Here is a 26,125-nt window from a genome sequence, read left to right as displayed (position 1 = left end):
AAATTAAAAAATAATATGAAATTTTATATAAAATCATTGTATCTGTTTTGTGCGGTAGCTGTGTTAGCATCGTGTGGTGATTTTGGAGATCTTAATGTAAATCCAAATGCTCCAACTAAAGTAGGTACTGAAACGTTATTAACAAGTGCTCAAAGAACGGTTAGTTCTGCTGTGGGTGCTGTTTCTCCTGAGTTATTTGTTCAGCACATGTCTGAAATTACTTATACGGAGGGATCACGATACCAAGATGTTATTGCTGATTTTAATGGCTGGTATACTGGTGCATTAGCAAATCTTCAGCACATTATTGATTTAAATGAAAATCCAGAAACTGCAGGTGAAGTTTTATCTGGAGGTTCTAATGCAAATCAAATTGGAGTTGCAAGAATTATGAAAGCTTACTACTTTGATATTTTAGTACAAAGATGGGGACCTGTTCCTTATTCTGAAGCATTAAAAGGGGGAAGTAACTTAGGACCTGCTTATGATTCTGAGGCATCTATTTATGCTGATTTATTCAAAGAATTAGAAGAAGCTGCTGCTCAATTAGGTTCGGGTGCTGTTGCTGGAGATATTATCTTAGGAGGTGATACCGATGAGTGGAAATTATTTGCGAATACATTGAGAGCTAAAATAGCTTTAAGACTTTCTGATGTTGATGAAGGAACAGCTAAAGCTCAATTTACATCTGCAGTTAATGCTGGTATATTTGACAGAACTGTTGTATATCAATATTTAGAGGAGACTGCTAATCAGAATCCTTGGTACGGAAGATTTGTAACTAGACAAGATTTTGCAATAAGTAATACACTTTATGACTTTATGATCGCTACAAATGATGATAGACTAGTAAATTTTGCTGATCCAGCAAATTCAAGTGGAGAGATTGTTGCAATGCCATACGGTTTAGAAAATTCAGATGTTGCACCTGCGGATGTATCATTTCCTAATTCTACATATGTAAGAGCTCAAGGAGTTGGTATTCCTATTTTCTCACTTGCTCAGATTGAGTTCATGTTAGCTGAAGCTGCTGCAAGAGGTTGGATTTCTGATGATGCTGAAGCGCACTATAATGCAGCTATTGCAGCATCAATGAACCAATGGGGAATTGATGATCAAGATGCAATTGATAAATTCATAGCTCAAGACAATGTTGCATACGATGCTGCTAACTGGAAAGAGTCTATTGGTTTACAAAAATGGGTTGCACTTTATAATCAAGGTTATGATGCATGGGTAAACTGGAGAAAATTAGATTTCCCAGTTTTACAACCTGCTGAAAATCCATTAAATGTTTCTGAGCAAATTCCGTTGAGAAACATGTATCCTGAAAGTGAGGCTACAGTAAATGAGGAGAATTATAAAGCAATTCTTTCTACATTTGGTGGTGCTGACTCAGATGGAATCAGATTATACTGGGATGTTAACTAATTAATGTCTTTAAGATAACGAATATATTAGCTCAAGGTGATTAACTTCACCTTGAGCTTTTTTTATGTGTAGACTTCTAACCATACTAATTATTATAATTGTAACTTTTTCCTGTTCTAAGGAAGAGTTACCTTTAAGTTGTACTGATGAAAATCCGTGCGAAAGTAAAAGTATAAATGTATTAAATCTTGTTCTTGGAGGGGAGCCTATAGTCCTTATCTATAGTGAGGCTTTAGCGTTTTATCAATCATTTAGCAGAAGATCAGAAAATCAGGTAGAGTTAAAATTTGAGGCGGTACAGAAATCATTTCCCATTATTATGAAAGACCAGTTTGGCGTTTTTTATGATGTTTTTGGAGAAGTGGCTGCCAACCCTAATTTTGATTCAGGGTTAGAGACTATTCATGCAGGAGTAGGTTTCTGGTTTGTTTGGAGTTCAATCTATCCGCAGCTAGTATTTAATGATGAAGCTGGTGATGGAGAAGTACTTGAACTGAATGATTCTGAATGGGAAGTTAATACGAACTATATTAATCAAGGAGCTTCATTAGATGCTATTCCAGCTATTAATTCACCGAAGTTTAAGCCGTTCACAAATAAGGACATATTTACCTCATCTTTTTTAAATGATAGAGATGAAATAATTGTTGTGAAAATTGGTGAAACGACTAAAGTTTATCCTATTAAGATTCTAAATTATCATGAAATAGTAAACGATACGATAAATGGGTTTGCATATGCTGTATGTTATGCCCCATATACGAATACGGCTACTGTTTGGGAGAGAACAATAAATAACTTGACGCTAGAATTTGGCGTAAGTGGAAGGATTTACAATAATAATATATTGTTGTTTGATAGAACAACAACAAGTTTTTGGAATCAACTGCTTGAAATAGCAGTTAATGGCCCTTTTCAAAAAACTAAAATTGAACGCGTTTCCTATTTAAGGACAACGTGGTCTACTTGGCGAGAAACTGCAAATACACACTATATTTTGATAGGTGAAGATAATATGGGCTTTGATTATTCTGTCGATCCATTAGGGGATTATAGTACCAATCAAAATTACTTACCCTTTCCCATTTCGAATGATGATGACCGTCTAGATTCCAAAGATGAAGTTTATGGAATTGAGAAAAATGGTGAAGTCTTTGCCTTTCAATTCTTTTGATAAACACATCAACTTAGCAAAGTCATATTTTATTGACGAATTAGAAATCACAATCTTTATAAACTTGATATAACGTAATAACTGAATTTACGAGGCATTAGAGATTTGAATTTTGTAAAGATTGCATTTTGGCCGTAACAAGAATTATATAAATAGCAAATTGTGAATAAATTAAGTGCATAACCTTGTGATTAAATTATCAAGGTGTTTTGTTAATAAATTGTAAAAATTATGTTAATATTGCCTTAAGAAGATAAAAGCCACATGCACACACTATCTATTAGATTCACTATATTGTAGTTTAATTATATTTTTAACTCGACTAACGGAGTTATTGCATGTGATTTTATTGTTAAGAGGATATTAACATATAGAAGATATTATATACAGTTATGCACCATAGAAATTTTGATTTTTAAATTTTTATCTAACTAAAATATTTTTTTTGATATGAAAAAACTCTCACTTTTTTTCGTAGCATTCCTAATGACAATTTGTGCCGCAATCGGTCAAAAAAGCATTTCAGGGATTGTTACAGATGCTGAAGGTTTAGCACTTATAGGTGCAAATATTACAGCAAAAGGTTCCTCTATTGGGACAATTACAGATCTAGATGGTAATTTCTCATTAGAAGTTCCAGATGAAACAACTAGTATTGTTGTCTCTTATACTGGTTACACAACCCAGGAAATCAACATCGAAGGTTTACAGAATGTATCTGTCATTCTTGCAGAAGGACAATTTTTGGAAGAGGTTGTTGTTACAGCTGTAGGATTAGAAGCGAATCGAAGATCTATCGGTTATTCTGTCCAAAACGTGGACGCTTCGGAATTACTTGATTCTAAAGAAACGAATATTGTTAATGCTTTAAGTGGTAAAGTTGCAGGTGTTCAAGTGACATCATCAGCTGGATCTCCGGGAGCTTCTTCTAGTATTAAAATTAGAGGTTCGGTTTCCGTTAATAAGAGCAACCAGCCATTATTTGTTGTAGATGGTGTTCCTATTGATAACTCTACAGGAGGTGAAGGAAACGGAGTAGGTGGATCGGATCAGTCTAATAGAGCTATTGATATTAATCCTAACGACATTGCTTCTATGACGGTTCTTAAAGGTGCTTCGGCAACAGCACTTTACGGTGTAAGAGCAGCGAATGGTGCTATTGTTATTACCACTAAGAAAGGTAAGGCTGGAAAGCCAGTAGTTAATATTTCTGCATCTTATGGAATTTCTCAAGTCAACAAACTTCCTGAATTACAGAACACCTATGCACAAGGTGCATTTAATAATGGTGTTGCTGTCTACAGAGGTCCTGAAACAGCTGAAGGTGATAGTTGGGGGCCGCTAATTTCTGACTTGGAATTTGATGGTGATACCGATTACTTTTTTGACAAGAAAGGAAAATTAGTTCCTAAAGGTCAAGGAAATGGAACGCCAGCTATAGGTTATGATCCGTATAATTTCTTTATCACTGGTCAAACGCTTGATTTAAATGCATCAGTTGCAGGTGGTACTGATAAAGTCAGATATTACATTTCAGGTGGAAAATTATCACAAACAGGAATTGTACCGAATGCAGATTTCGGTAGAACATCATTTAGAACTACTTTAAATGTAGATATTACAGAGAAGTTGGAAGCTTCAGTTTCTGCAAATTATGTTAATTCTGGTGGATCAAGGATTCAAAGAGGATCTAACATCAACGGTGTAATGTTAGGATTAGTTAGAAATACTCCTACTTTCGATATAGGAAATGGTCTAGCAGGTCAAGCTGCAGCTGATGATGTAAGTACTTACGTGAATCCAGATGGTTCTCAAAGATCATACAGATGGGGAGTTTATGACAGTCCATATTGGGCAGTTAATAAAAACCCGACGAATGATGATGTAAATAGAATCATTGGTTATGCAGGATTGAAATACCAATTTACAGATTGGTTATTTGCATCTTATAAATTAGGTGTTGATACTTATTCTGAAAGATTTTTATCTGCATTTGATATAAACCAAGGAGGTGGAGGAAACTTTGCTGGTTTAGTGAATCAAAGATTTGGAGGTAACAAAGATTTGAACTCTGATTTAATCTTAGGAATGAATAAGCAAGTAGCTGATAAGTTTTCTTTAGGATTAGTTGTTGGATATAATGTTTTTGATACTAGATATACACAACAATCTACAACAGGTACAACGTTGTCTGCTCCTAATTTCTATCACATAAGTAACGCAGCAGATATTACAACAGGTGAGTCGATTCAGGAAAAAAGAATTCATGGTGTATATGGAACGATTGATTTGGGTTACAATGATTGGGCGTTCTTGAATTTGACAGGAAGAAATGACTGGTCTTCAGCACTACCTGTACAAAACAATACTTATCAATCATACTCTGCTAGTTTAGGTTTAGCTATAACTGAGGCTTTAAATATTCAGAGTGATTTTCTAGATTATGGTAAATTAAGAGCATCGTATGGCGTTATCGGAAATGATGCTCCGATTTATGCAACTTCGAACACTTATGCTCAAGCATTTTCTGGTGGAGACGGCTTTATAACAGGAATAACGTTCCCAGCGTTTGGAGGGAATGCTTTCGAAAGAAGTACTCAGTTAGCGAATGAAGAATTACGACCTGAAAAGGCAACAACTATAGAGTTGGGTGCTGAAATTAAGTTGTTTAATGGAAGATTAGGTGCTGATGTTACATGGTATGATACAAGATCTGAAGATATTATCATTGCAGTTCAACTTCCTGCTTCAACAGGTTTTACAACTGCTGTGCAGAATTCAGGTGTAATCACTAACACTGGTTGGGAAGTTGTATTAGATGCCGTTCCAGTTAGAACAAAGAATTTCAGATGGGACATTATTGCGAATTTTACAACATATGATAACATTGTTGAAGAATTAGCAGAAGGAGTTGATGATATTGGACTTGCAGGATTTACTTCTACATCTGTAGATTTAGTTCCTGGGTTGCCTTATTCTGTTATTTACGGTGATGGTTTCCAAAGAGCTGATGATGGTCAATTAATTATTGGATCAGATGGATGGCCTATAGCAGCTACTTCTAAGCAAGCATTAGGAGATCCAAACCCTGACTATACTGTAGGACTTAGAAACTCATTAACTTATAAAGGTGTCACACTTTCTGGACTTTTAGATTTTAGAAAAGGTGGAGACATGTGGTGTGGAACTTGTGGAATTATCAATTATTTTGGAACATCGAAGATTTCGGCAGACGAGAGAAATGATGTGATTATTTTTGATGGTGTTACTGCTGAAGGAACTCCAAATACGACTCCAGTTGCTATTGCACAAAGTCCATCAGCTTCTGAAGCTCAGTTTTACAGAAGAAGATATGGATTCGGTGGTATTTCTGAAATGAATATCCATGATACATCTTGGATTAGATTAAGAGAATTAACTGTGAAGTTTAACATTACTAAAGACGTATTGAAAAATCTTCCAATTGAAAGAATTAATGTAGCGCTTTCAGGTAGAAACCTTTGGTTAAGTACGAAGTACCCTGGTATCGATCCAGAAACGAACCTTACTGGTGCGTCTAATGGGTATGGTCTAGACTATTTCAATATGCCTAATACGAAGGGTTATTCTGCGACTGTTAACCTTACTTTCTAAATAAAAGATTAAAATAAAATGAAAAGAAATATATATATATTTATTGCAATGATTCTTTTATTCACTTCATCTTGTGAGAAATCGCTAGAAGAATTGAACTTGAATCCTACGCGATTAACAAGTGTAGATCTAAGATTGATGTTGCCTGAAATTCAATCACAGGCAATGTACAACGAAGGTAACGGTGGAAGCCGTGCTATCGGAATTATTATGCAGCAATTTCTTGGAATTGATGCACAGCAAATCGATTATAATAATTACATTTTAGGAGAAGATCTGATGAATAACTATTGGAGCACTGGACTTTACTCAGGTGTTTTAAGAAGTTGTGATGTGATGATTAAGCAAGCTGTTGAAGAAGGTGCTTCTTTCTACGAAGGTGTTGGAAAAATTATCATGGCGAATCAGTTCGGAATCGCGACCTCTTACTTTGGGGATATTCCTTTCAGCGACGCTTTAAAAGGAACTGAAAGTTTGAAGCCAGCTTATGATGCTCAACAATCAGTATATGCTGGAGTTTTAACAATGTTAGATGAAGGTATAGCAGCTCTTGGAGGTGCGACTGGATATGGTGGTGGAGACATCATTTACGGAGGTGATGCTGCACTTTGGATAAAGACTGCAAAAGGACTTAAAGCTAGATTTTTAATTCATCAAGCTAAAAAGAACCCAGGTAATTTTGCTGCAGCTTTATCAGAGCTTTCTGGATCTTATACTTCTAGTGAGGAAGAATCAAAATTCACTTTTGGAACAGCAGAGACTCAGAATTATTCTTTAGCTAAATTTGGAATAGAAAGACCAAGTACTTTAGGTTTCCATCCTCAATTTGCTGCAATGCTTGATGGTGATCCACGTGCTGCTCTTTATTTCAAAGAAAGTGATGGAACTTTGTTTTACTATGATCCAACTTTCCCATTTTCTAGAAATGATGCTACAGTTCCAATGTTATCATATGCAGAAGTGAAATTTATGGAAGCTGAAGCTACAGTTGCTGGAGGAGGAGATGCATCCGCAGCATTAAAAGCGGCAATCGTTTCTAATATGAATCTAGTGGGTGTTGATCCTGCAGAAGGAGCAGCATATGCAGATGGTGTGATTGCGGGTGGTGTTGATGCAGAAACTATTTTAACAGAAGCTTATAAAGCTTATTATGGCTATAATTTCTCTACTACCTGGGCTAACTATAGAAGAACAGGAGTTCCTAACATTACTCCATCTTCAGATGGTGTAAATGGATTTAACCCAAGCGGAGTTGTACCGAGAAGGTTTTTATACGTAGAAGGTGAAACACAAACAAATTCTGATAATGTAGCTGCTGCAAGAGCAAGCCAGAATGGTGGTTTGTTAGATGTAAACGTGTGGGCTTTTGAATAAATAGCAATTTTGACTATGAAACTTTACTTTTTAATTATTTGTGTTTTTCTTTTGCCGTGGAGTGCTCTTGGGCAGTCTAATGTAGGAGTAGATATAGATGCGGATTTAAGTGTGAATAACACGAGGGCCTATGGCTTAGCAACTTTTGATAAGAGAGATCAGACATATGAAGGCTCACCGCTTCTTTGGGATGAATGGACTTACGGTAAAATTAAATTAAAAGGTAATGATGATTTTACTGTCAAAGATTATCAGGTAATCTTTGATGCAAATAGAAAGTTACTTTATTTAAAATTAGGTACTACTGAGTATAATGTGGATTTGAAAATGGTGGACACACTTTCACTAAATTCAAATTTTGAATTCGAACAAAAATTTGTAACGCTTCAAAATAAAACTGGAGTTTATGATTTGTACGAAATCATATTGGATTCTGATAATTTTAGCTTCTTAGGAAAGAAAGATGTAGAATTAAGTAAACAATTTTACAATACAGCCCTTGATGTTGGAAGTCTAAAACCCAGAATGTCATTAGTTGAAAGTCTTTACATATATAGAGACGGAGACTTATACGAAGTGCCTAAGAAACGCAAGAAGTTTCTAGATAAATATAGTGAAACAGAAAAAATTAAAGATATAGTTTCATATTTCAAGCAAAATAAAGTGAACTTCAAGAAAACTGATGAAGTTCAGAATGCTTTAATTGAATTAAATAAAATTAAATAAAATGAATTTTAAATTTATAAATAAAGGATTGTTTTTCGTGATGGGAATTATCCTCTTCGGAGTTGTTGTTTCTTGTACCGATGACGATGTTTTTCAATTAGATGATAAGGAAATTAAGTTTTCTAACTATCATGTAGATTGGGAGCAAAAAGGTGCACTAGTAATCATTTCAGATATTGTAAATGGATTCTATAATTTTGCTGACGGAGGAGATGCAGCTATAGGATTCACCGTTGATGATTTTGGGGGGAATGCAACTGCTGTTAATGTTTACAAAAGCCTTAATGGAGGAGCACCGGTGTTGTTTAAAACACTTAATTCTTTTCCATCTACTATTAATACAACTTTAGCTGAAGCAGCTGATGGTTTGATTGATTTAGGAAGTGTGAAACTTTTAGATCAATTTGTTTATACATTTGATATAGCAACAGCCGATGGTTCTTTCCCTTCTGGAGAAAGTTTAGTTGTTAATGTAAGTTGTCCTTCTGATTTAGGTGGTACATATACTGCAGCGACTTCTGGACAATCTACAGATTCTTGTTGTCCTGGAACAGTAACGGTTACAAGCACAGTAGAACTAACAGATGCAGGCGGTGGAGTTTATACTATTTCTGATTGGTCAGGTGGTATTTATCAAGCGTGGTATGAAGTATATGGAGTAGACGCTGCATATGTTGCCGCAGGTGGTGTAAGTACAACAATAAAGGATGTATGTGATGTGATTTCAGCTGAGTTTACTGAACCATTTGGTACTGCAACAACTTTAACTGGATCAGTTGATGCAGATTCAGGTGTGATAACATTCTCATGGGTTACTGGTTATGATGATACAGCAACTGTTGTATTAACTCCTATGTAAGAATAAGAAAATTATAATGTTTTTGATAAAAGGTGACACGAATGTGTCGCCTTTTTTTGTTTCAATATATATCTTGCAGCATGATTAAAGTTTCGCATTTATTAATGCTTTTATTCTTGACATGTAGTCTATTATATGGCCAAGATCCCACTGTTGGATTGTTATCAATAGATGAAGAAAGATCTTTTAATGGTTATAATCTCATTTATCCTCATCATCAGTCAGATGTTTTTCTTTTAAATAATTGTGGTGAAATCGTTCATCGTTGGCAATTAGAAGATGACAAAGTTCCAGGTAATTCAGTTTATCTTTTAAAAGATGGATCAATAGTTAAATGCTCTAATAATAAAGTAAATGTAGGGAGTATTTGGGCTGGAGGTGGTGGAGCGCATGTAGAAGCTTACGACTGGGAAGGGAATAAGTTGTGGTCGTTTGAGCAGAATGATTCTCTTCGGAGGTTGCATCATGACATTGAAGTATTGCCTAATGGAAATGTACTCATGATTTCTTGGGAATTGAAAAACTTAGAAGAATGCATTGAGGCTGGAAGAGATCCTGAAAAATTATTTCAAGATAAACTTTGGCCAGATTATATCCTAGAGTATAATCCATCGCTGGATTCAGTGGTGTGGGAATGGCATGTCTGGGATCATTTAATTCAGGATTATGATGTAAGTAAAAATAATTTTGGAGAAATATCGGAAAACTCAGGACGGGTAGATATTAACTATGAAAACAATCTAGGAAACCCTGATTGGAACCATATAAACTCCATTGATTATAATGCTGACTTAGATCAAATTTTACTTAGTGTACCTTTCTTTGATGAAATTTGGATCATAGATCACTCTACAACTTTAGCAGAGGCGCGCACAAGTTCTGGCGGAAATTCGGGGAAGGGAGGTGATTTACTTTTTCGATGGGGGAATCCACTCACCTATCAAGCGGGAGACCAGTCTGACCAATCCCTGTTTTTTCAGCATCATGCTCATTGGATAGATGATGATTTTCTGGCAAATGATTCGCTTTATAATCAAATTCTTTTATTTAATAATCGAGCTGGTGAGAACTATAGTTCTGCAAATGTTATTCGTCCAGTAATGGATAGTGATTCTTTAAACTATAAGATATCAGAAGGGAAGTTCTTACCTGAAGACTTTACTAAGACGATTCTTCATCCTGTCAAAGAAAAGCTGTATTCTTCAGGGCTTTCAAGTGCTCAGTATCTACCCAACGGAAACTTTTTAATTTTAGCAGGACGAATTGGATATGCTTTCGAGATTACTCCTGATGATGAGATAGTTTGGGAATATAAGTTGCCGTTGAAAGCAGGGATGCCAGTAGAACAAGGAACAAATCTTGAAATTAGTGATAATAATTTATTTAGAATCAAAAGGTTTCCAACTGACTATCCTGCTTTTATAGGTAAAGAATTAACCTCAACTGGAACTTTACAGATTGGTGACGATGAGAACCCTTGCCTTTTATCTAATAATATTCCAATTGAGTTTTCTGCATCTTGGGAAATCGTTAAAAATCCTGTTTCGAGTCATTTAGAAATTAGAAATTTAAATGAGCAAAGCCTAGATTTTGTAATGCTAGATCTCAGCGGAAGGCAAGTTAAATCTTTTACTGTGAGATCTGAAATGAGTCAAATAGATCTATCGGGGATTTCATTTGGAGTTTATTTGATAAGGGATAGTAAAGGTATTACAAAGAAATTTATCAAGCTCTAAAACGAATTTGATACACTTTATTTGAATCTATCTGTCACTTCACGAAAAGGAAATACGAAAAACCGGTTTTTTAGAGTTATGAATAGGTATAATATTTGTATATATTATAATTAATAATCATATGATATGGACCTGGAGAGATATGGAAATTACTTAAGATATGAGAAGCGGTATTCTGATCATACTATAATTGCTTATCTTAAGGATGTCCAGTCCTTTTTTGAGTTTTGTGAATTACAGGAGGTAGAAGAAGTTAGCCACCATACTGTTAGATCATGGATGGTAGATATGGTAACACGAAAGTATGAGGCTAAATCGATCAATAGAAAGATTTCATCTTTAAAAAGTTTCTATCGTTATCAGAAAAAATGTGGTCTCATTGCTAGTAATCCTGTTGCAAAAATAATTTCAATGAAGGTGGCGAAGAAATTACCACAATACTTGGAAGAAGGTCAAATAGAAAAATTAATTGAGCATCAAAGTGAAAATGCAGGTGATTACAAGTCAATATTAGATGGATTAATAGTCGAATTGATTTATACTTGTGGATTAAGAAGAGCAGAATGCATCGAATTGCAAGAGTCTAATTGTGAAGCAGGCCAGATCAAAGTGATCGGGAAGGGTAGTAAGGAGCGTATCATTCCTATTACAGAAAAACTTTATTTGAAAATAAAAGACTTTATCAAGTTAAAGAAAGATAATGAGATCACATCAAATGGCTTTCTCTTTCAGAATGAAAAAGGGAAAAGCATTTACCCAAAGTATATATATAACTTAGTTCGAGCTGAAATAAGTCAAGTTAGCAGCTTGGATAAGCGTAGTCCGCATATCTTAAGGCATAGCTTCGCAACACACTTATCTAACGATGGAGCTGATCTGAATGCGATAAAAACGCTACTGGGGCATTCTAGTTTAGCAGCAACGCAGATCTATACGCATAATACAATAGAACGGCTAAAAGATATTTACAAAAAAGCGCACCCTAAAGCAGAAAAGTAAATGACAATAATTAACTTAGGGAAAACAAATATTAGAGCAATATGAATATACAATTTCAATCCATTCATTTTACGGCAGATGACAAATTAAAGAACTATATCACCTCTAAAATAGAAAAGTTGTTAAAATTTAACGATAATATTTTGGATGCCAAGGTGATAATGAAATTAGAGAATAGTGGCCAGATTAAAGACAAGATTGTTGAGGTTATTATACGTATTCCAAAGGAGACATTTATAAGTGTAGAAGACAGCAAAACCTTTGAAGCATCGTGCGATCAAGCTGTTGACTCACTCAAAAGACAAATCAAAAGGCACAAGGAAAAACTGGTATCAAGAAAGCGATCAAATTGATCCTAAAATGGCGGTCGAAAAAAATTATTTTGCAACATCTTGAAAAAAATAATATTTAATATTTTCTTTTTCTAGAAAATCTTCTATTTTTGCAGTCGCTTTCAAGAAAATGTTCGATTGAAGCGTTTAAATAATAGTATTGCCGATGTAGCTCAGTTGGCCAGAGCAGCTGATTTGTAATCAGCGGGTCGGGGGTTCGAATCCCTCCATCGGCTCAATATTGTTAAAGGGAGTGCGCCGGAGTTGGAGAGCCGGGCCAGACTGTAAATCTGGTGACTACGTCTGAATAGGTTCGATTCCTATCACTCCCACTTGAAAAGATACATAAAGATAATATAAGCGGGAGTAGCTCAGTTGGTAGAGCATCAGCCTTCCAAGCTGAGGGTCGCGGGTTCGAGTCTCGTCTCCCGCTCTAATTAATTTTTGCTATCTTTGCGGACTTAAATGGATGAGAAGATGTTTTTTAGACCTTTATTTTGCCTAAAAAGCGTTCTGCCAATGTAGCTCAGGGGTAGAGCACTTCCATGGTAAGGAAGGGGTCGGGGGTTCAATTCCCTTCATTGGCTCTGAAATTATTTATATTAATTATTTAACTAAAGTACATTTAAAAAAAAACTTTGACCGATGGCTAAAGAAACTTTTGAACGGAATAAACCTCACTTGAACGTGGGTACAATCGGTCACGTAGACCACGGTAAGACTACATTGACCGCTGCTATCACATACGTGCTTTCTAAAGATGGTCTAGCTGCAAAGCAAGATTATGATTCGATAGATGCTGCTCCAGAAGAGAAAGAAAGGGGTATCACTATTAATACTGCACACGTGGAGTACGAAACAGCAAATAGACACTATGCGCATGTTGACTGTCCAGGTCACGCCGATTACGTGAAAAACATGGTTACGGGAGCTGCTCAGATGGATGGTGCAATTCTTGTAGTTGCTGCTACTGATGGTCCTATGCCACAAACCAGAGAACACATCCTACTTGCAAGACAAGTTGGTGTTCCTCAGATCGTTGTATTTATGAACAAGGTAGACCTTGTAGACGATGAGGAAATGTTAGAATTGGTAGAGATGGAAGTTAGAGAACTATTAGATCAATATGAGTTTGACGGAGATAATATTTCTGTTATTCAAGGTTCTGCACTTAAAGCTTTAGAAGATGATCCAGCTGGTACAGAAGCAATTAAGAAATTAATGGCTGCTGTTGATGCTGACATTCCTGAACCAGAAAGATTAGTTGATCAGCCTTTCTTAATGCCGGTAGAGGATGTTTTCTCTATTACAGGTAGAGGAACAGTTGCAACTGGTAGAATCGAAAGAGGTGTTATTAACACTGGAGATTCAGTTCAGATTATTGGAATGCAAAAACCAGATGAGAAGCCACTTACTTCTACTGTAACTGGAGTTGAGATGTTTAGAAAGATCTTAGCAAGAGGAGAAGCTGGAGATAATGCAGGACTTCTTTTAAGAGGTATAGAAAAAGATAATATCAAGAGAGGACAAGTTATTTGTGCTCCAGGATCAGTAAACCCACACAAGAAATTCAAATGTGAGGTTTATGTTCTAGGAAAAGATGAAGGAGGACGTCACACACCATTCTTTAATGGTTACAGACCTCAATTCTACTTTAGAACTACTGACGTAACTGGAGATTGTTCTTTACCAGCAGGTGTAGAAATGGTTATGCCTGGTGATAACGTTACTTTGGAAGTTGAATTGATCAATACAATTGCAATGGAAAAAGGATTAAGATTTGCGATAAGAGAAGGTGGAAGAACTGTAGGTGCAGGTCAAGTTACTGAGATTATAGAATAGTAAAATATTCTTAGAAAATACAATTTATTGAGATAATTAAGCATCCGGTTGGGTGCTTAATTTTTCTCATTTGAAAAGTAGGTATTTTAAGTCGGTTTCAAATTATATTTCTAAAGAGGAATTTTATTTTGAAATTGATGTTTTAGGGGAGTAGCTCAGTTGGTAGAGCGGCGGTCTCCAAAACCGTAGGCCGCGGGTTCGAATCCTGTCTCCCCTGCAAAATTTGGGAAGTTAGGATTTAATTTTTCAAAATCTATCATAAGAATTTTCAAGAATTCTTAAACCAGAAAAGAAATAATGGAAAGTTTAGTTTTATACGTAAAAGAAAGTTACAATGAACTGGTACACAAAGTTACATGGCCTTCATGGCCTAGTTTACTTAGTAGTACTAGATTAGTTCTTGTAGCTTCTGTTATTATTGCTCTTATCATATTTGTCATGGATTTGGTATTTAATGGTTTACTGTTACAGAATCTTTATAAAATTAAGTTTTAAGAAACAATAATAATAATTTCCATGGATGAAGTAAAAAAATGGTATTCTCTTCGAGTAATTAGCGGTAAGGAACGTAAAATTAAAGAAAGAATCGAACTAGAATTACAGCGTAACAAATGGACTGATTTTGTTACTCAAATCTTAGTTCCATCAGAAAAAGTGTATAAAATCCGTAATGGTAAAAAAGTCATTCTGGAAAGAAACATACTTCCTGGTTATATTTTAATTGAAGCTGATCCAAAGAAACTATCAGGAGAAATTATTACTACCATTGCTAATATGCCTAATGTTATTCATTTCTTAGGAAAAAATAATCCAATTCCAATGCAGCCTTCAGAGGCGAATAGAATGCTAGGAAGAGTAGATGATTCTCAAGAAATCGGAGAAGCAATGATTGAGCCTTACATTGAAGGTGAAACAATTAAAATTATCGATGGTCCATTTAAAGATTTTGTGGGTGACATCAAAGAGGTAAATGAAGAGAAGAAGAAATTAACAGTAATTGTTAAGATTTTCGGTAGAGGAACTGAAGTAGAGTTGAACTTCATGCAGGTAGAAAAACAATCTTAATTAAGAATATAAAATAATATTTCAAAATGGCTAAAGAGATTGACGGCTTTATTAAACTCCAGGTTAGAGGAGGATCAGCGAATCCTTCACCGCCAGTTGGACCTGCATTAGGTGCAAAAGGGGTAAATATCATGGAGTTTTGTAAGCGTTTTAATGCTAAGACTCAAGAATCTGCAGGTAAATTACTTCCTGTTGTAATTACTGTATTCAAAGATAAATCTTTTGATTTTGTTGTGAAAACTCCACCTGCTGCAACTCAGCTTATGGAAGTAGCAAAATTGAAAAAGGGATCTCCTGAATCTAATAGACAGAAAGTTGGTACTGTAACCTGGGATCAGGTGAAGGGTATAGCAGAAAACAAAATGGAGGATCTTAATGCTCATGCAATAGAATCTGCTATGAAAATGGTAGCTGGAACTGCAAGAAGTATGGGATTAGTGGTCAAAGGTACCCCTCCTTGGGAAAATTAATTATTTAACATTTTAAAACAAGGGAGTATATATTTTGTTATATACGTTTGGACCTTAGATTAATTATGGCAAAAGTAACCAAAAAGTGGAAAGTTGCTGCAGCTAAAGTCGATAGCGATAAGCTATACCCTTTAGATGAAGCAATGGCGCTAGTCAAAGAAGTTAACATTACGAAGTTTGATGCTTCTGTTGATGTTCACGTAAGATTAGGCGTAGACCCTCGAAAAGCTGACCAAGCTATCAGAGGTACCGTTTCATTACCAAATGGAACAGGAAAATCAAAATCTGTATTGGTATTATGTACTCCAGACAAAGAAGCAGAAGCTAAAGAAGCAGGTGCTGATTATGTTGGTCTAGATGAGTATGTAACTAAAATCCAAGGTGGATGGACTGATGTAGACGTTGTAATTGCAATGCCTACAGTAATGGCACAAGTTGGTAGAATCGGTAGAATATTAGGACCTAGAGGTTTAATGCCTAATCCTAAATCTGGAACCGTTACTATGGATGTAGCAAGTGCAGTTACAGATGTTAAAGGTGGTAAGATTGCATTTAGAGTTGATAAATATGGAATTATTCATTCTTCTATCGGAAGAGTGTCTTTTAGTTCTGAGAAATTAACGGAGAATGCACATGAATTACTTAGTCTTATTAATAAGATGAAACCTTCTACTGCTAAAGGAACTTACTTGAAATCTGTTAGTATAGCAAGTTCTATGAGTCCTGGTATAAGTATTGATCCAAAATCTATTAAGTAAAGATATAACTAATAAAAATGAATAGAACTGAAAAAACTGCTGCAATAGAGGAGTTAAAAGAAAAGTTCAGTAATAGTGATTTCTTTTACTTAACTGATTCTTCTCAACTTACAGTAGAACAAGTAAATAAACTTCGTGGACTATGCTATGATAAAGGCATAGAAATGAAAGTTGTCAAAAATACATTAGCAAAAAAAGCATTAGAAACTTTTGGTGAAGAAAAGGGATACGCTCCACTTTTTGATATCTTAAAAGGGCCAACCGCTTTAATGTTTACAGATGTAGCAAATGATCCTGCTAAAGTAATCAAAGAATTTAGAGGTAAGAAAGGTGAAAGACCAATTCTTAAAGCAGCTTACATAGACCAAGATGTTTTCATCGGTGATGATCAGATCGAGGCGTTAGCTAACTTGAAATCTAAAGAAGATTTATTAGGAGAAATTGTTACGTTATTACAATCACCGATCAAAAACGTTTTGGGCTCTTTACAGTCTGGAGGAAATACGATCGCTGGATTAGTAAAAGCACTTCAGGAAAGACCTGGTGCTGAATAAATAGGCTTCCAAGCATTTATTATACGCAACTATTGTTAAAAAATTTAAAACCATAATTAAAATGGCTGATTTAAAAGCAATTGCAGAACAGTTAGTAAATCTTACAGTAAAAGACGTAAGTGAATTAGCTGACATTTTAAAAGACGAGTACGGTATTGAGCCTGCTGCTGCAGCTGTAGCTGTTGCTGCTGGACCTGCTGGTGGCGGAGGAGACGACGCTGCTGAGGAAAAAACTGAATTTGACATCGAGTTAACTTCCGCTGGAAGTGCTAAACTTGCTGTTGTAAAAGCAGTTAAAAACCTTTTAGGAGTAGGACTTAAAGATGCTAAAGACTTAGTAGACGGTGCACCAGCAGTAATTAAGGAAGGAGTTCCTAAAGCTGACGCTGAATCTATTAAATCTGAACTCGAGGCTGCTGGCGCTCAAGTAGAGTTGAAGTAGTTAATGATCGAATTAAGATCCAATACATATTAAACGGCGATAGGGCTTAAATCAAGGAGACTTGATCTAAGCCTATCGTCGTTTACTTGTATTATTTTTTTTGTTTTGAAGATTATTCCGGTATTGACCGGTTCATTATAAATATCTCAATTATGTCTTCCAATACCACCGCGATTCTTGCTGAAGAAGCAAGAGTAAATTTTGGGAAAATTAAACTTCCTTCTGAAACACCAAACTTATTGGACATTCAGCTTGATTCCTTTATGGAGTTTTTCCAATTAGGTACAACACCCGAAAATAGGAATAGTGAAGGACTTTATAGGGTTTTTCAGGAAAACTTCCCTATAACGGATGCCAGAAATATTTTCGTATTAGAATTTTTAGATTACTTTATCGATCCTCCAAGATATAGTATTGCAGAATGTATGCAGAGAGGTTTAACTTATAGTGTTCCACTTAAAGCTAAACTAAGATTATCTTGTAATGATGAAGAGCATGTAGATTTTCAGACGATCGTTCAAGATGTTTTTCTTGGAAACATTCCGTACATGACACCTAAGGGGACTTTCGTGATCAATGGTGCAGAACGTATTATTGTTTCTCAACTACACAGATCTCCTGGAGTATTCTTTAGTCAAAGTTTCCACCCGAATGGAACTAAGATTTACTCTGCTAGAGTAATTCCTTTCAAAGGAGCTTGGATGGAGTTTGCTACAGATATTAATACTGTAATGTATGCGTACATTGACAGAAAGAAAAAATTCCCAGTTACTACTTTATTAAGAGCCATTGGTTTTGATTCTGATAAAGAGATTCTGGATATTTTTGGATTAGCTGAGGAGATTAAGGTTACCCAAAAAGAGATTAAAAAAGCGATTGGTAGAAAATTAGCAGCGAGAGTTTTAAGAAAATGGTCTGAGGATTTCGTGGATGAAGATACTGGAGAGGTGGTTACCATTGAGAGAAATGAAATTATCCTTGAAAGAGATGTAATTTTAGATGAAGAGAATGTTAAGTTGATTCTTGACGCTGATATCGATAGCATCATTCTTCAAAAGGATGATATCGCGGAAGATTTCTCAATTATCTATAATACACTTCAGAAAGATCCATCTAGTTCAGAAATTGAAGCTGTACAGTATATATACAGACAACTAAGAGGTACTGATCCACCAGATGAAGAAACAGCAAGAGGAATTATCGATAAATTATTCTTCTCAGATAAGAGATATAATCTTGGAGAAGTAGGAAGATATAAAATCAATAGAAAGCTTAAGCTTGATACAGATAAAGAAACTTTAGTTTTGACTAAAGATGATATCATTAATATCATTCACTACTTGGTTAGTCTAATTAACCAAAGAGCGGAGTTAGATGATATCGATCACTTGTCAAACAGAAGAGTTAGAACAGTAGGAGAGCAATTATATGCTCAGTTCGGTGTTGGTCTTGCAAGAATGGCAAGAACGATCAGAGAAAGAATGAACGTTAGAGATAATGAAGTTTTTACTCCTGTGGATTTGATCAACGCAAGAACACTTTCCTCTGTAATTAATTCATTCTTCGGAACGTCGCAGTTATCTCAATTCCTGGATCAAACGAATCCACTTTCTGAGATTACGCACAAAAGAAGAATTTCAGCTCTAGGACCTGGAGGTTTATCCAGAGAAAGAGCAGGTTTTGAGGTAAGGGATGTTCACTATTCTCACTATGGTAGATTATGTACCATTGAAACACCAGAGGGACCGAATATTGGATTGATTTCTACACTTTGTGTGCATGCGAAAGTAAATAAAATGGGTTTCCTTGAAACACCATACCGTCCGGTTCATGATGGAGTAGTTGATCTTACAGGAAATGGTCAATATTTATCAGCAGAAGGAGAGGATTTCAAGAAAGTGGCACAAGCCAATTCAATCTTGAATGAAGAAGGAGCATTTGTTTCTGATAGAATTAAATGTAGAGAACACGGTGATTTCCCTGTTTTAACTCCTTCGGAAGTTGAATTCATGGATGTTGCTCCGAATCAAATTGTTGGTGTTTCGGCATCATTGATTCCTTTCTTAGAGAATGATGATGCGAATAGAGCCTTGATGGGATCTAACATGCAACGTCAAGCGGTGCCTTTAATTAAGCCTTCGTCTCCTATTGTAGGAACTGGACTAGAAGGAAAGGTAGCGAGAGACTCTAGAATGTTAATCAATGCAGAGGGTGAAGGAGTTGTTGAATATGTGGATGCGAATGAAATCGTCATCAGATATGATATGAGTGAAGATGAGCAATTGGTTTCATTTGAAAGCAATGTGAAATCTTATCCTTTAACTAAGTTTAGAAGAACGAATCAAGGAACTTGTATTAACCTTCAGCCAATTGTAGCTAAGGGAGATAGAGTTATAAAAGGAAGTATCCTTTGTGATGGTTATGCAACTGAAAAAGGTGAATTAGCATTAGGGCAGAACTTGATGGTATCATTCATGCCTTGGAAAGGGTATAACTATGAGGATGCAATCGTACTTTCTGAAAGAGTAGTAAGAGAAGATATCTTTACTTCACTTCACATTGAAAACTTTGATTTAGATATCAGAGATACGAAATTAGGTGAAGAAGAATTGACAAATGATATTCCTAACGTTTCTGAAGAAGCGACGAAAGATCTTGATGAGAACGGTATTATCAGAGTTGGTGCTTGGGTAAAAGAAGGTGATATTTTGATTGGAAAGATTACTCCAAAAGGAGAGTCGGATCCAACACCTGAAGAGAAATTACTTAGAGCGATCTTCGGTGATAAAGCAGGAGATGTAAAAGATGCTTCATTAAAAGCACCTCCATCTACGAAAGGTATCATCATTGATAAAAGATTATTTGCAAGAGCGAAAAAAGATAAATTCCAGAAAGTTCAGGAAAAAGATCTTTTATCGAAATTGGAAGATAAGCACGCAGTGGCATTGAATGAATTGCAGACTACATTAGTCGATAAGCTAATGAAGATGGCAAGTGGAATGTCTTCTGAAGGAGTAAGAAGTATTTACAACGAAGAGTTAATTTCGAAAGGAACTAAATTTTCACCGAAAGTACTTAAGGAAATTAACTACAACGAAGTTGATTATTCTAACTGGACGAAAGATGAGCATGTGAATAGTATGATTGCGAGAACGCTTCATAACTATAGCATCAAGGTAAACGAGGAAGTTGGAAAATACAAAAGAGAGAAGTTTAATATTAGCATTGGAGATGAGCTTCCAGCAGGTGTTTTAAAGCTTGCTAAAGTTTACATGGCTAAGAAAAGAAAGCTTAAAGTAGGAGATAAGTTAGCAGGAAGACACGGTAATAAGGGAATTGTATCAAGAATCGTAAGACACGAAGATATGCCTTTCTTAGCTGATGGAACTCCAGTGGATATCGTACTGAATCCATTAGGTGTACCTTCTAGGATGAACCTGGGACAGATTTTCGAAACAGTTCTTGGTTGGGCTGGAAAGAAAATGGACTTAAAATTTGCAACACCAATATTTGATGGAGCTTCGACGGATGAAATCGAAGAGCAAATTCAAGCTGCAAATTTACCTTCTTTAGGACAAACTTATTTGTATGATGGTGAAACTGGAGACAGATTCCACCAGCAAGCAACAGTAGGTGTGATCTACATGCTTAAGTTATCTCACATGGTGGATGATAAGATGCACGCAAGATCAATCGGACCGTACTCGTTGATTACACAACAACCATTAGGTGGTAAGGCTCAATTTGGAGGGCAGAGATTTGGTGAGATGGAAGTTTGGGCACTTGAGGCATTTGGTGCTTCTAACATCCTTAGGGAGTTGTTAACTATTAAGTCAGATGATATTATCGGTAGAGCTAAGGCTTACGAAGCAATCGTTAAAGGGGATAATTTACCAGAACCAAACGTTCCGGAATCCTTTAATGTACTTGTTCACGAGTTGAAAGGTTTAGCATTAGATATCAAATTTGACTAATTAATTCACCAATTTAAATAAAAAGAGTATTATGCCTTTTAGAAAGAACAATACGCAGACAAGAGCTCCATTCGAGTCGATCACGATCAGCCTGTGTTCGCCGGATGATATTTTAGAGAGATCATTTGGTGAAGTACTTAAGCCAGAGACGATCAATTACCGTTCTTACAAGCCGGAAAGAGATGGGCTTTTCTGTGAAAGAATATTCGGGCCTGTAAAGGATTACGAATGTTACTGCGGGAAATATAAAAGAATTAGATATAAAGGAATTGTATGTGATAGATGTGGGGTAGAGGTCACTGAGAAGAAAGTGAGAAGAGAGAGAATGGGACACATTAAATTAGTTGTTCCTGTAGTTCACATTTGGTTCTTTAAATCGCTACCAAACAAGATAGGATACTTACTAGGATTGTCTTCTAAGAAATTAGAATCAATCATTTACTACGAAAGATATGTAGTTATCCAAGCTGGAGTGAAAGAAGAAGATGGAATTGCTAAGCAAGATTTATTAACGGAAGAGGAGTATTTCGAAGTGTTAGATGGTCTTCCGAAAGAAAATCAAATGCTTGATGATAGTGATCCACAGAAATTCATCGCCTACATGGGTGCTGAAGCTGTGAAAATGCTATTAGAAAGATTAGAGCTTGATGAATTATCAGCTGCACTTAGATATCAAGCTGCAAATGAGACTTCTCAACAACGGAAATCTGAAGCACTTAAGAGATTAAGAGTTGTAGAAGCATTTAGAGACGGACAAACAAGAATCGATAACAGACCTGAATGGGCTATTATCCAATACTTACCTATTATTCCACCAGAATTGAGACCATTAGTTCCTTTAGATGGTGGACGATTTGCATCTTCAGATCTTAATGATCTTTATAGAAGAGTTATTATTAGAAACAATCGTCTTAAGAGACTTTTAGAGATTAAAGCTCCAGAAGTAATCTTGAGAAATGAGAAAAGAATGCTTCAAGAGGCAGTCGATTCATTATTTGATAACTCACGTAAATCAAATGCAGTAAAAGCAGAAGGTGGAAGAGCGTTGAAATCTTTAAGTGATATTCTTAAAGGTAAGCAAGGTCGTTTCCGTCAGAATCTTTTAGGAAAAAGGGTGGATTATTCAGGAAGATCTGTAATTGTAGTAGGACCTACATTGAAATTGCATGAGTGTGGTATTCCAAAAGGAATGGCATCTGAGTTATTCAAACCTTTTATTATTAGGAAATTAATTGAGAGAGGAATTGTAAAAACTGTAAAGTCAGCTAAGAAATTAGTAGATCGTAAAGATCCAGTGATTTGGGAGATATTAGAGAATATCTTGAAAGGACACCCGGTTCTATTAAACAGGGCTCCAACGCTTCACAGACTTTCTATTCAAGCATTCCAGCCAAAATTAGTAGAAGGAAAAGCAATTCAACTTCACCCACTTGTTTGTGGTGCGTTTAATGCGGATTTTGATGGTGACCAGATGGCAGTTCACGTTCCTTTAGGACATGCTGCGATTCTAGAAGCACAAGTTTTAATGCTTGCTTGTCACAACATGTTGAATCCACAGAATGGATCACCTATTACCCTTCCATCACAGGATATGGTATTAGGACTTTACTATCTTACGAAGTTGAGAACTTCTACAAAAGAGACTAAAGTTGACGGTGAGGGAATGACATTTTACAGCCCAGAAGAAGTATTGATTGCATACAACGAAGGTAAAGTTAATCTTCATGCAACTATTAAAGTTAGGGTTAATGTAAAAAATGAACTTGGACAACTAGTTCCTGAAGTGATTGAATCTAGTGTAGGAAGAGTTATTTTCAATGAAGCAGTTCCTGATTCAGTTCCTTATATCAATGAGTTATTGACTAAGAAGAACTTGAAGAAAGAGATCAGTAAAATCATTGATCTTACTAGTTTCAAAGAAACAGCTGTTTTCTTAGATAAAATTAAGGAATTAGGATTCTTGTGGTCATTTAAAGGTGGATTATCATTTAACTTGGGAGATTTAATAAACCCAACGAAAAGAGAAAGTACGCTATTAGATGCGAATCAAGAAGTAGATGAAGTTTGGGAAAACTATAACATGGGTCTAATTACTAACAATGAGAGATATAGTCAGATCATTGATAAGTGGACCATGGCAGATAATAAGATCACTGAAAACCTAATGACTGAGTTAGCGGAACATAAAGACGGATTTAACTCTGTTTATATGATGCTTCACTCAGGTGCAAGGGGATCACAACAGCAGATTAAGCAGTTATGTGGACTGAGAGGACTGATGGCTAAGCCAAGGAAATCAGGAGATACTGGAGGATCTATTATTGAGAATCCGATTCTTTCCAACTTCCTAGAAGGACTTTCAGTATTAGAGTACTTTATATCTACTCACGGTGCGAGAAAAGGTCTTGCCGATACGGCATTAAAAACTGCGGATGCGGGTTACCTTACAAGAAGACTTGTGGATGTATCTCAAGATGTAATTATTACAGAAGAGGATTGTGATACTTTAAGAGGAATAGAGACATATGCTCTTAAAGAGAATGAAAAAGTAATCGAAACTCTTGCTGCTAGAATTATTGGTCGTTATACATTATATGATGTAGAAGATCCAGTAACTGACGAAGTATTGTTAAAAGCAGGAGAATACATCAGTCCTGAAGCTGCAGCTAGAATAGAAGATGCTGGAATCGAGATGGTTACCATCAGATCAGTATTGACTTGTGAGACTAAATATGGAGTATGTGTGAAATGTTATGGTAAAAACCTTGCTTCTGGTAGAATTGCAGAAGAAGGAGATGCTGTAGGAATTATCGCTGCTCAGAGTATTGGTGAGCCGGGAACACAGTTGACATTACGTACATTCCACGTTGGGGGTATCGCATCTGTTACAAAACAAGAGTCTGAATTGATTTCTAAGTTCCATGGTAAGTTAGAATTTGATAATATTAAGACGGTTGCTTCTGAAGAAAATGGCAAGAAAGTAAATGTTGTACTTTCAAGATCAGGAGAAGTAAGAATTGTAAATCCTGAAACAGGTAAGCTATATGTTACCTTATTTATTCCATACGGTGCGTCTTTATTTGTTAAAGACAAGCAAGTAGTTGAGAAAGGAGATGTGATCTGTAATTGGGATCCATTTAACAATATGATTATCACTGAATTCCCAGGAATAGCTCAATTTGAAGCGATCGAAGAAGGTCAAACATTTAGAATTGAGAGAGATGATCAAACAGGTTTCGCAGAGAAAGTTGTAGTTGAATCTAAGAATAAGAAAAAGATTCCTACGATTAAGATTATTTCTACTTCTGGTGAAGAGTTGAAAAGTTACAACTTACCAGTAGGAGCATATATATCTATCGAAGATGGTGCAGAAGTAAGAGCGGGTGATAAGATCGTGAAGATTCCAAGAAAAATTGGAGGAGTTCAGGATATTACCGGTGGTCTTCCAAGGGTAACGGAGCTTTTCGAAGCAAGAAACCCTTCGAATCCTGCATCGACAGCTGAAATAGACGGTATTGTTTCTTTCGGTAAGATTAAGAGAGGTAACAGAGAGGTTTTCGTAGAAGATGAGAAAACGAATCAGAAAAAGAAATACCTTATTGGTCTTTCTAAGCACATCCTTGTTCAAGAAGGTGACTTCGTAAGAGCAGGAATGCCTTTATCTGATGGTTCGATCTCTCCTGCAGACATCTTAAAGATAAAAGGACCATTCGCTGTTCAGTATTACTTAGTGAATGAAATACAAGAAGTTTATCGGTCACAAGGTATTGACATTAATGATAAGCACATCGAGGTAATCGTTCGTCAGATGATGAAGAGATTACAGATCGAAGATGCTGGGGATACCGTATTCTTAGAAGGAGAAGCAGTCGAAAGACATGATTTCCTTGAACAGAATGATTGGATCTATGATAAGAAATTCATTACAGAAGCAAACGATTCTACAAATCTTAAAGCTGGTCAATTAGTAACATTGAGACAGTTGAGAGAAGAGAATTCAATGCTGAAAAGAAATGACCAGAAAATTGTAGAATTCAGAGATGCTATTCCTGCAACTTCTAAACCAGTTCTTCAAGGTATTACGAAGTCTTCATTAGGTGTATTCAGTTGGATTTCAGCTGCATCATTCCAGGAGACAACTAAAGTACTTAGTACAGCTGCAATAGGAGCGAAACGAGATGGACTAGATGGACTTAAAGAGAATGTAATTGTAGGTAAGAAAATACCAGCAGGTACAGGTCTTAAAAAGTACAGAGACATCTTTGTACAACCTAAGAAAGTAGAGGAGTTAGAAGAAGCTGAGGAAGTAGGTTTATTAGATTAAAAGAAAGAACTTCTTTATTATTAAAGAAGATAATTCTTGAAAATATTAAAGCCATCCAATGGAAATTGGATGGCTTTTTTTTTCTTTTCTTTAAGATTAGTCGTTCTTAATTGTTTTAGATATTAAATCAGATTGAACAGTTCTGTTCTGTGCACCGGTCACTACATACTTTTCCGAATAAATGAAGAAAAAATCAGATTAAGAATTCATAGTTGCCAACTGTACATTGCTGATTTTTTGGACATGAATTACGACTTATATTGAAGGAGATAAGCAAAAAGAACTCCTTCATATGAATACCAAGAAAAGCTCGTTAGATATCATTTTTCAAATCTTGTTTTTAGTCTTATTAATCTCGCAAGATTAAATCAGTCGAGATATGCGAATTACTACTGCTGAGGTTTTACCAAATTCCTAAATAGTATGGGGAAT

General features: G+C 35.8%; 18 protein-coding genes and 5 tRNA genes. All 23 read left to right on the top strand.

The genetic code is table 11. The features are described 5' to 3' along the window. Nucleotides 1–15 precede the first annotated feature (15 nt). The 23 genes from L2586_RS05915 to rpoC all read left to right on the top strand — a co-directional run bounded on the left by L2586_RS05915 (nt 16) and on the right by rpoC (nt 25,693). Entirely contained in the window at nt 16–1,431 is a 1,416-nt protein-coding gene (locus L2586_RS05915; protein ID WP_235291874.1) for a SusD/RagB family nutrient-binding outer membrane lipoprotein, read from the top strand. Nucleotides 1,432–1,495: 64 nt separating this feature from the next. After that, a complete protein-coding gene (locus tag L2586_RS05910; RefSeq protein WP_235291873.1) occupies nt 1,496–2,605 on the top strand; it encodes a DUF3179 domain-containing (seleno)protein in 1,110 nt (369 codons plus the stop codon). Nucleotides 2,606–3,055: 450 nt separating this feature from the next. Beyond that, on the top strand, nt 3,056–6,238 hold the full coding sequence (locus tag L2586_RS05905; protein ID WP_235291872.1) for a SusC/RagA family TonB-linked outer membrane protein: 3,183 nt from the start codon (nt 3,056–3,058) through the stop codon (nt 6,236–6,238). Nucleotides 6,239–6,256: 18 nt separating this feature from the next. After that, nucleotides 6,257–7,612, top strand: coding sequence for a SusD/RagB family nutrient-binding outer membrane lipoprotein (locus L2586_RS05900; RefSeq protein ID WP_235291871.1), 1,356 nt, complete (start codon nt 6,257–6,259; stop codon nt 7,610–7,612). A 15-nt stretch (nt 7,613–7,627) separates the two neighbouring features. Continuing rightward, entirely contained in the window at nt 7,628–8,338 is a 711-nt protein-coding gene (locus L2586_RS05895; RefSeq protein WP_235291870.1) for a hypothetical protein, read from the top strand. Nucleotide 8,339: 1 nt separating this feature from the next. Then, nucleotides 8,340–9,197 carry a hypothetical protein gene (locus tag L2586_RS05890; protein WP_235291869.1) on the top strand — a complete coding sequence of 286 codons (858 nt, stop codon included), beginning with the start codon at nt 8,340–8,342 and terminating at the stop codon, nt 9,195–9,197. Nucleotides 9,198–9,277: 80 nt separating this feature from the next. Next, nucleotides 9,278–10,933, top strand: coding sequence for an aryl-sulfate sulfotransferase (locus L2586_RS05885; RefSeq protein WP_235291868.1), 1,656 nt, complete (start codon nt 9,278–9,280; stop codon nt 10,931–10,933). A 126-nt stretch (nt 10,934–11,059) separates the two neighbouring features. Continuing rightward, the gene (locus tag L2586_RS05880) at nt 11,060–11,932 is read left to right on the top strand and encodes a tyrosine-type recombinase/integrase (RefSeq protein ID WP_235291867.1); all 873 of its coding nucleotides are present in this window, start codon (nt 11,060–11,062) and stop codon (nt 11,930–11,932) included. 41 nt (nt 11,933–11,973) lie between these two features. After that, on the top strand, nt 11,974–12,285 hold the full coding sequence (gene hpf / locus L2586_RS05875) for a ribosome hibernation-promoting factor, HPF/YfiA family (RefSeq protein ID WP_235291866.1): 312 nt from the start codon (nt 11,974–11,976) through the stop codon (nt 12,283–12,285). A 141-nt stretch (nt 12,286–12,426) separates the two neighbouring features. Beyond that, nucleotides 12,427–12,500, top strand: a tRNA-Thr gene (locus tag L2586_RS05870). Between the two features lie 13 nt (nt 12,501–12,513). Beyond that, a tRNA-Tyr gene (locus tag L2586_RS05865) sits at nt 12,514–12,596 on the top strand. A 28-nt stretch (nt 12,597–12,624) separates the two neighbouring features. Next, nucleotides 12,625–12,697: transfer RNA gene (locus L2586_RS05860), tRNA-Gly, on the top strand. 82 nt (nt 12,698–12,779) lie between these two features. Further along, nucleotides 12,780–12,851 (top strand) — tRNA-Thr (locus L2586_RS05855). A 58-nt stretch (nt 12,852–12,909) separates the two neighbouring features. Continuing rightward, nucleotides 12,910–14,106, top strand: a complete 1,197-nt coding sequence (tuf, locus tag L2586_RS05850; RefSeq protein WP_235291865.1) for an elongation factor Tu — start codon at nt 12,910–12,912, stop codon at nt 14,104–14,106. Between the two features lie 144 nt (nt 14,107–14,250). Next, nucleotides 14,251–14,323, top strand: a tRNA-Trp gene (locus L2586_RS05845). Nucleotides 14,324–14,403: 80 nt separating this feature from the next. Then, the gene (gene secE / locus L2586_RS05840; RefSeq protein WP_235291864.1) at nt 14,404–14,601 is read left to right on the top strand and encodes a preprotein translocase subunit SecE; all 198 of its coding nucleotides are present in this window, start codon (nt 14,404–14,406) and stop codon (nt 14,599–14,601) included. Between the two features lie 21 nt (nt 14,602–14,622). Beyond that, the gene (gene nusG / locus L2586_RS05835; protein ID WP_235291863.1) at nt 14,623–15,171 is read left to right on the top strand and encodes a transcription termination/antitermination protein NusG; all 549 of its coding nucleotides are present in this window, start codon (nt 14,623–14,625) and stop codon (nt 15,169–15,171) included. Between the two features lie 26 nt (nt 15,172–15,197). After that, a complete protein-coding gene (gene rplK / locus L2586_RS05830; protein WP_235291862.1) occupies nt 15,198–15,641 on the top strand; it encodes a 50S ribosomal protein L11 in 444 nt (147 codons plus the stop codon). A 65-nt stretch (nt 15,642–15,706) separates the two neighbouring features. Next, the gene (gene rplA, locus L2586_RS05825; protein ID WP_235291861.1) at nt 15,707–16,399 is read left to right on the top strand and encodes a 50S ribosomal protein L1; all 693 of its coding nucleotides are present in this window, start codon (nt 15,707–15,709) and stop codon (nt 16,397–16,399) included. A 17-nt stretch (nt 16,400–16,416) separates the two neighbouring features. Next, nucleotides 16,417–16,953 carry a 50S ribosomal protein L10 gene (rplJ, locus tag L2586_RS05820; protein WP_235291860.1) on the top strand — a complete coding sequence of 179 codons (537 nt, stop codon included), beginning with the start codon at nt 16,417–16,419 and terminating at the stop codon, nt 16,951–16,953. 61 nt (nt 16,954–17,014) lie between these two features. Continuing rightward, on the top strand, nt 17,015–17,395 hold the full coding sequence (rplL, locus tag L2586_RS05815) for a 50S ribosomal protein L7/L12 (RefSeq protein ID WP_235291859.1): 381 nt from the start codon (nt 17,015–17,017) through the stop codon (nt 17,393–17,395). Nucleotides 17,396–17,547: 152 nt separating this feature from the next. Then, nucleotides 17,548–21,369, top strand: coding sequence for a DNA-directed RNA polymerase subunit beta (rpoB, locus tag L2586_RS05810; RefSeq protein ID WP_235291858.1), 3,822 nt, complete (start codon nt 17,548–17,550; stop codon nt 21,367–21,369). A 31-nt stretch (nt 21,370–21,400) separates the two neighbouring features. Then, nucleotides 21,401–25,693, top strand: a complete 4,293-nt coding sequence (gene rpoC, locus L2586_RS05805; protein WP_235291857.1) for a DNA-directed RNA polymerase subunit beta' — start codon at nt 21,401–21,403, stop codon at nt 25,691–25,693. Nucleotides 25,694–26,125 lie beyond the last annotated feature (432 nt).

It is taken from the genome of Portibacter lacus, from assembly GCF_021533215.1.
Classification (GTDB): Bacteria; Bacteroidota; Bacteroidia; order Chitinophagales; family Saprospiraceae; genus Portibacter; species Portibacter lacus.
The sequence above is the reverse complement of the archived record's forward strand: the minus strand, read 5'-3'. Positions and strand labels throughout refer to the sequence as shown.

What these genes read in the sequence shown, in the direction of transcription:
- L2586_RS05915 (WP_235291874.1), top strand. Translation starts at nt 16, where the DNA reads ATGAAATTTTATATAAAATCATTGTATCTGTTTTGTGCGGTAGCTGTG.
- L2586_RS05910 (WP_235291873.1), top strand. Translation starts at nt 1,496, where the DNA reads ATGTGTAGACTTCTAACCATACTAATTATTATAATTGTAACTTTTTCC.
- L2586_RS05905 (WP_235291872.1), top strand. Translation starts at nt 3,056, where the DNA reads ATGAAAAAACTCTCACTTTTTTTCGTAGCATTCCTAATGACAATTTGT.
- L2586_RS05900 (WP_235291871.1), top strand. Translation starts at nt 6,257, where the DNA reads ATGAAAAGAAATATATATATATTTATTGCAATGATTCTTTTATTCACT.
- L2586_RS05895 (WP_235291870.1), top strand. Translation starts at nt 7,628, where the DNA reads ATGAAACTTTACTTTTTAATTATTTGTGTTTTTCTTTTGCCGTGGAGT.
- L2586_RS05890 (WP_235291869.1), top strand. Translation starts at nt 8,340, where the DNA reads ATGAATTTTAAATTTATAAATAAAGGATTGTTTTTCGTGATGGGAATT.
- L2586_RS05885 (WP_235291868.1), top strand. Translation starts at nt 9,278, where the DNA reads ATGATTAAAGTTTCGCATTTATTAATGCTTTTATTCTTGACATGTAGT.
- L2586_RS05880 (WP_235291867.1), top strand. Translation starts at nt 11,060, where the DNA reads ATGGACCTGGAGAGATATGGAAATTACTTAAGATATGAGAAGCGGTAT.
- hpf (WP_235291866.1), top strand. Translation starts at nt 11,974, where the DNA reads ATGAATATACAATTTCAATCCATTCATTTTACGGCAGATGACAAATTA.
- tuf (WP_235291865.1), top strand. Translation starts at nt 12,910, where the DNA reads ATGGCTAAAGAAACTTTTGAACGGAATAAACCTCACTTGAACGTGGGT.
- secE (WP_235291864.1), top strand. Translation starts at nt 14,404, where the DNA reads ATGGAAAGTTTAGTTTTATACGTAAAAGAAAGTTACAATGAACTGGTA.
- nusG (WP_235291863.1), top strand. Translation starts at nt 14,623, where the DNA reads ATGGATGAAGTAAAAAAATGGTATTCTCTTCGAGTAATTAGCGGTAAG.
- rplK (WP_235291862.1), top strand. Translation starts at nt 15,198, where the DNA reads ATGGCTAAAGAGATTGACGGCTTTATTAAACTCCAGGTTAGAGGAGGA.
- rplA (WP_235291861.1), top strand. Translation starts at nt 15,707, where the DNA reads ATGGCAAAAGTAACCAAAAAGTGGAAAGTTGCTGCAGCTAAAGTCGAT.
- rplJ (WP_235291860.1), top strand. Translation starts at nt 16,417, where the DNA reads ATGAATAGAACTGAAAAAACTGCTGCAATAGAGGAGTTAAAAGAAAAG.
- rplL (WP_235291859.1), top strand. Translation starts at nt 17,015, where the DNA reads ATGGCTGATTTAAAAGCAATTGCAGAACAGTTAGTAAATCTTACAGTA.
- rpoB (WP_235291858.1), top strand. Translation starts at nt 17,548, where the DNA reads ATGTCTTCCAATACCACCGCGATTCTTGCTGAAGAAGCAAGAGTAAAT.
- rpoC (WP_235291857.1), top strand. Translation starts at nt 21,401, where the DNA reads ATGCCTTTTAGAAAGAACAATACGCAGACAAGAGCTCCATTCGAGTCG.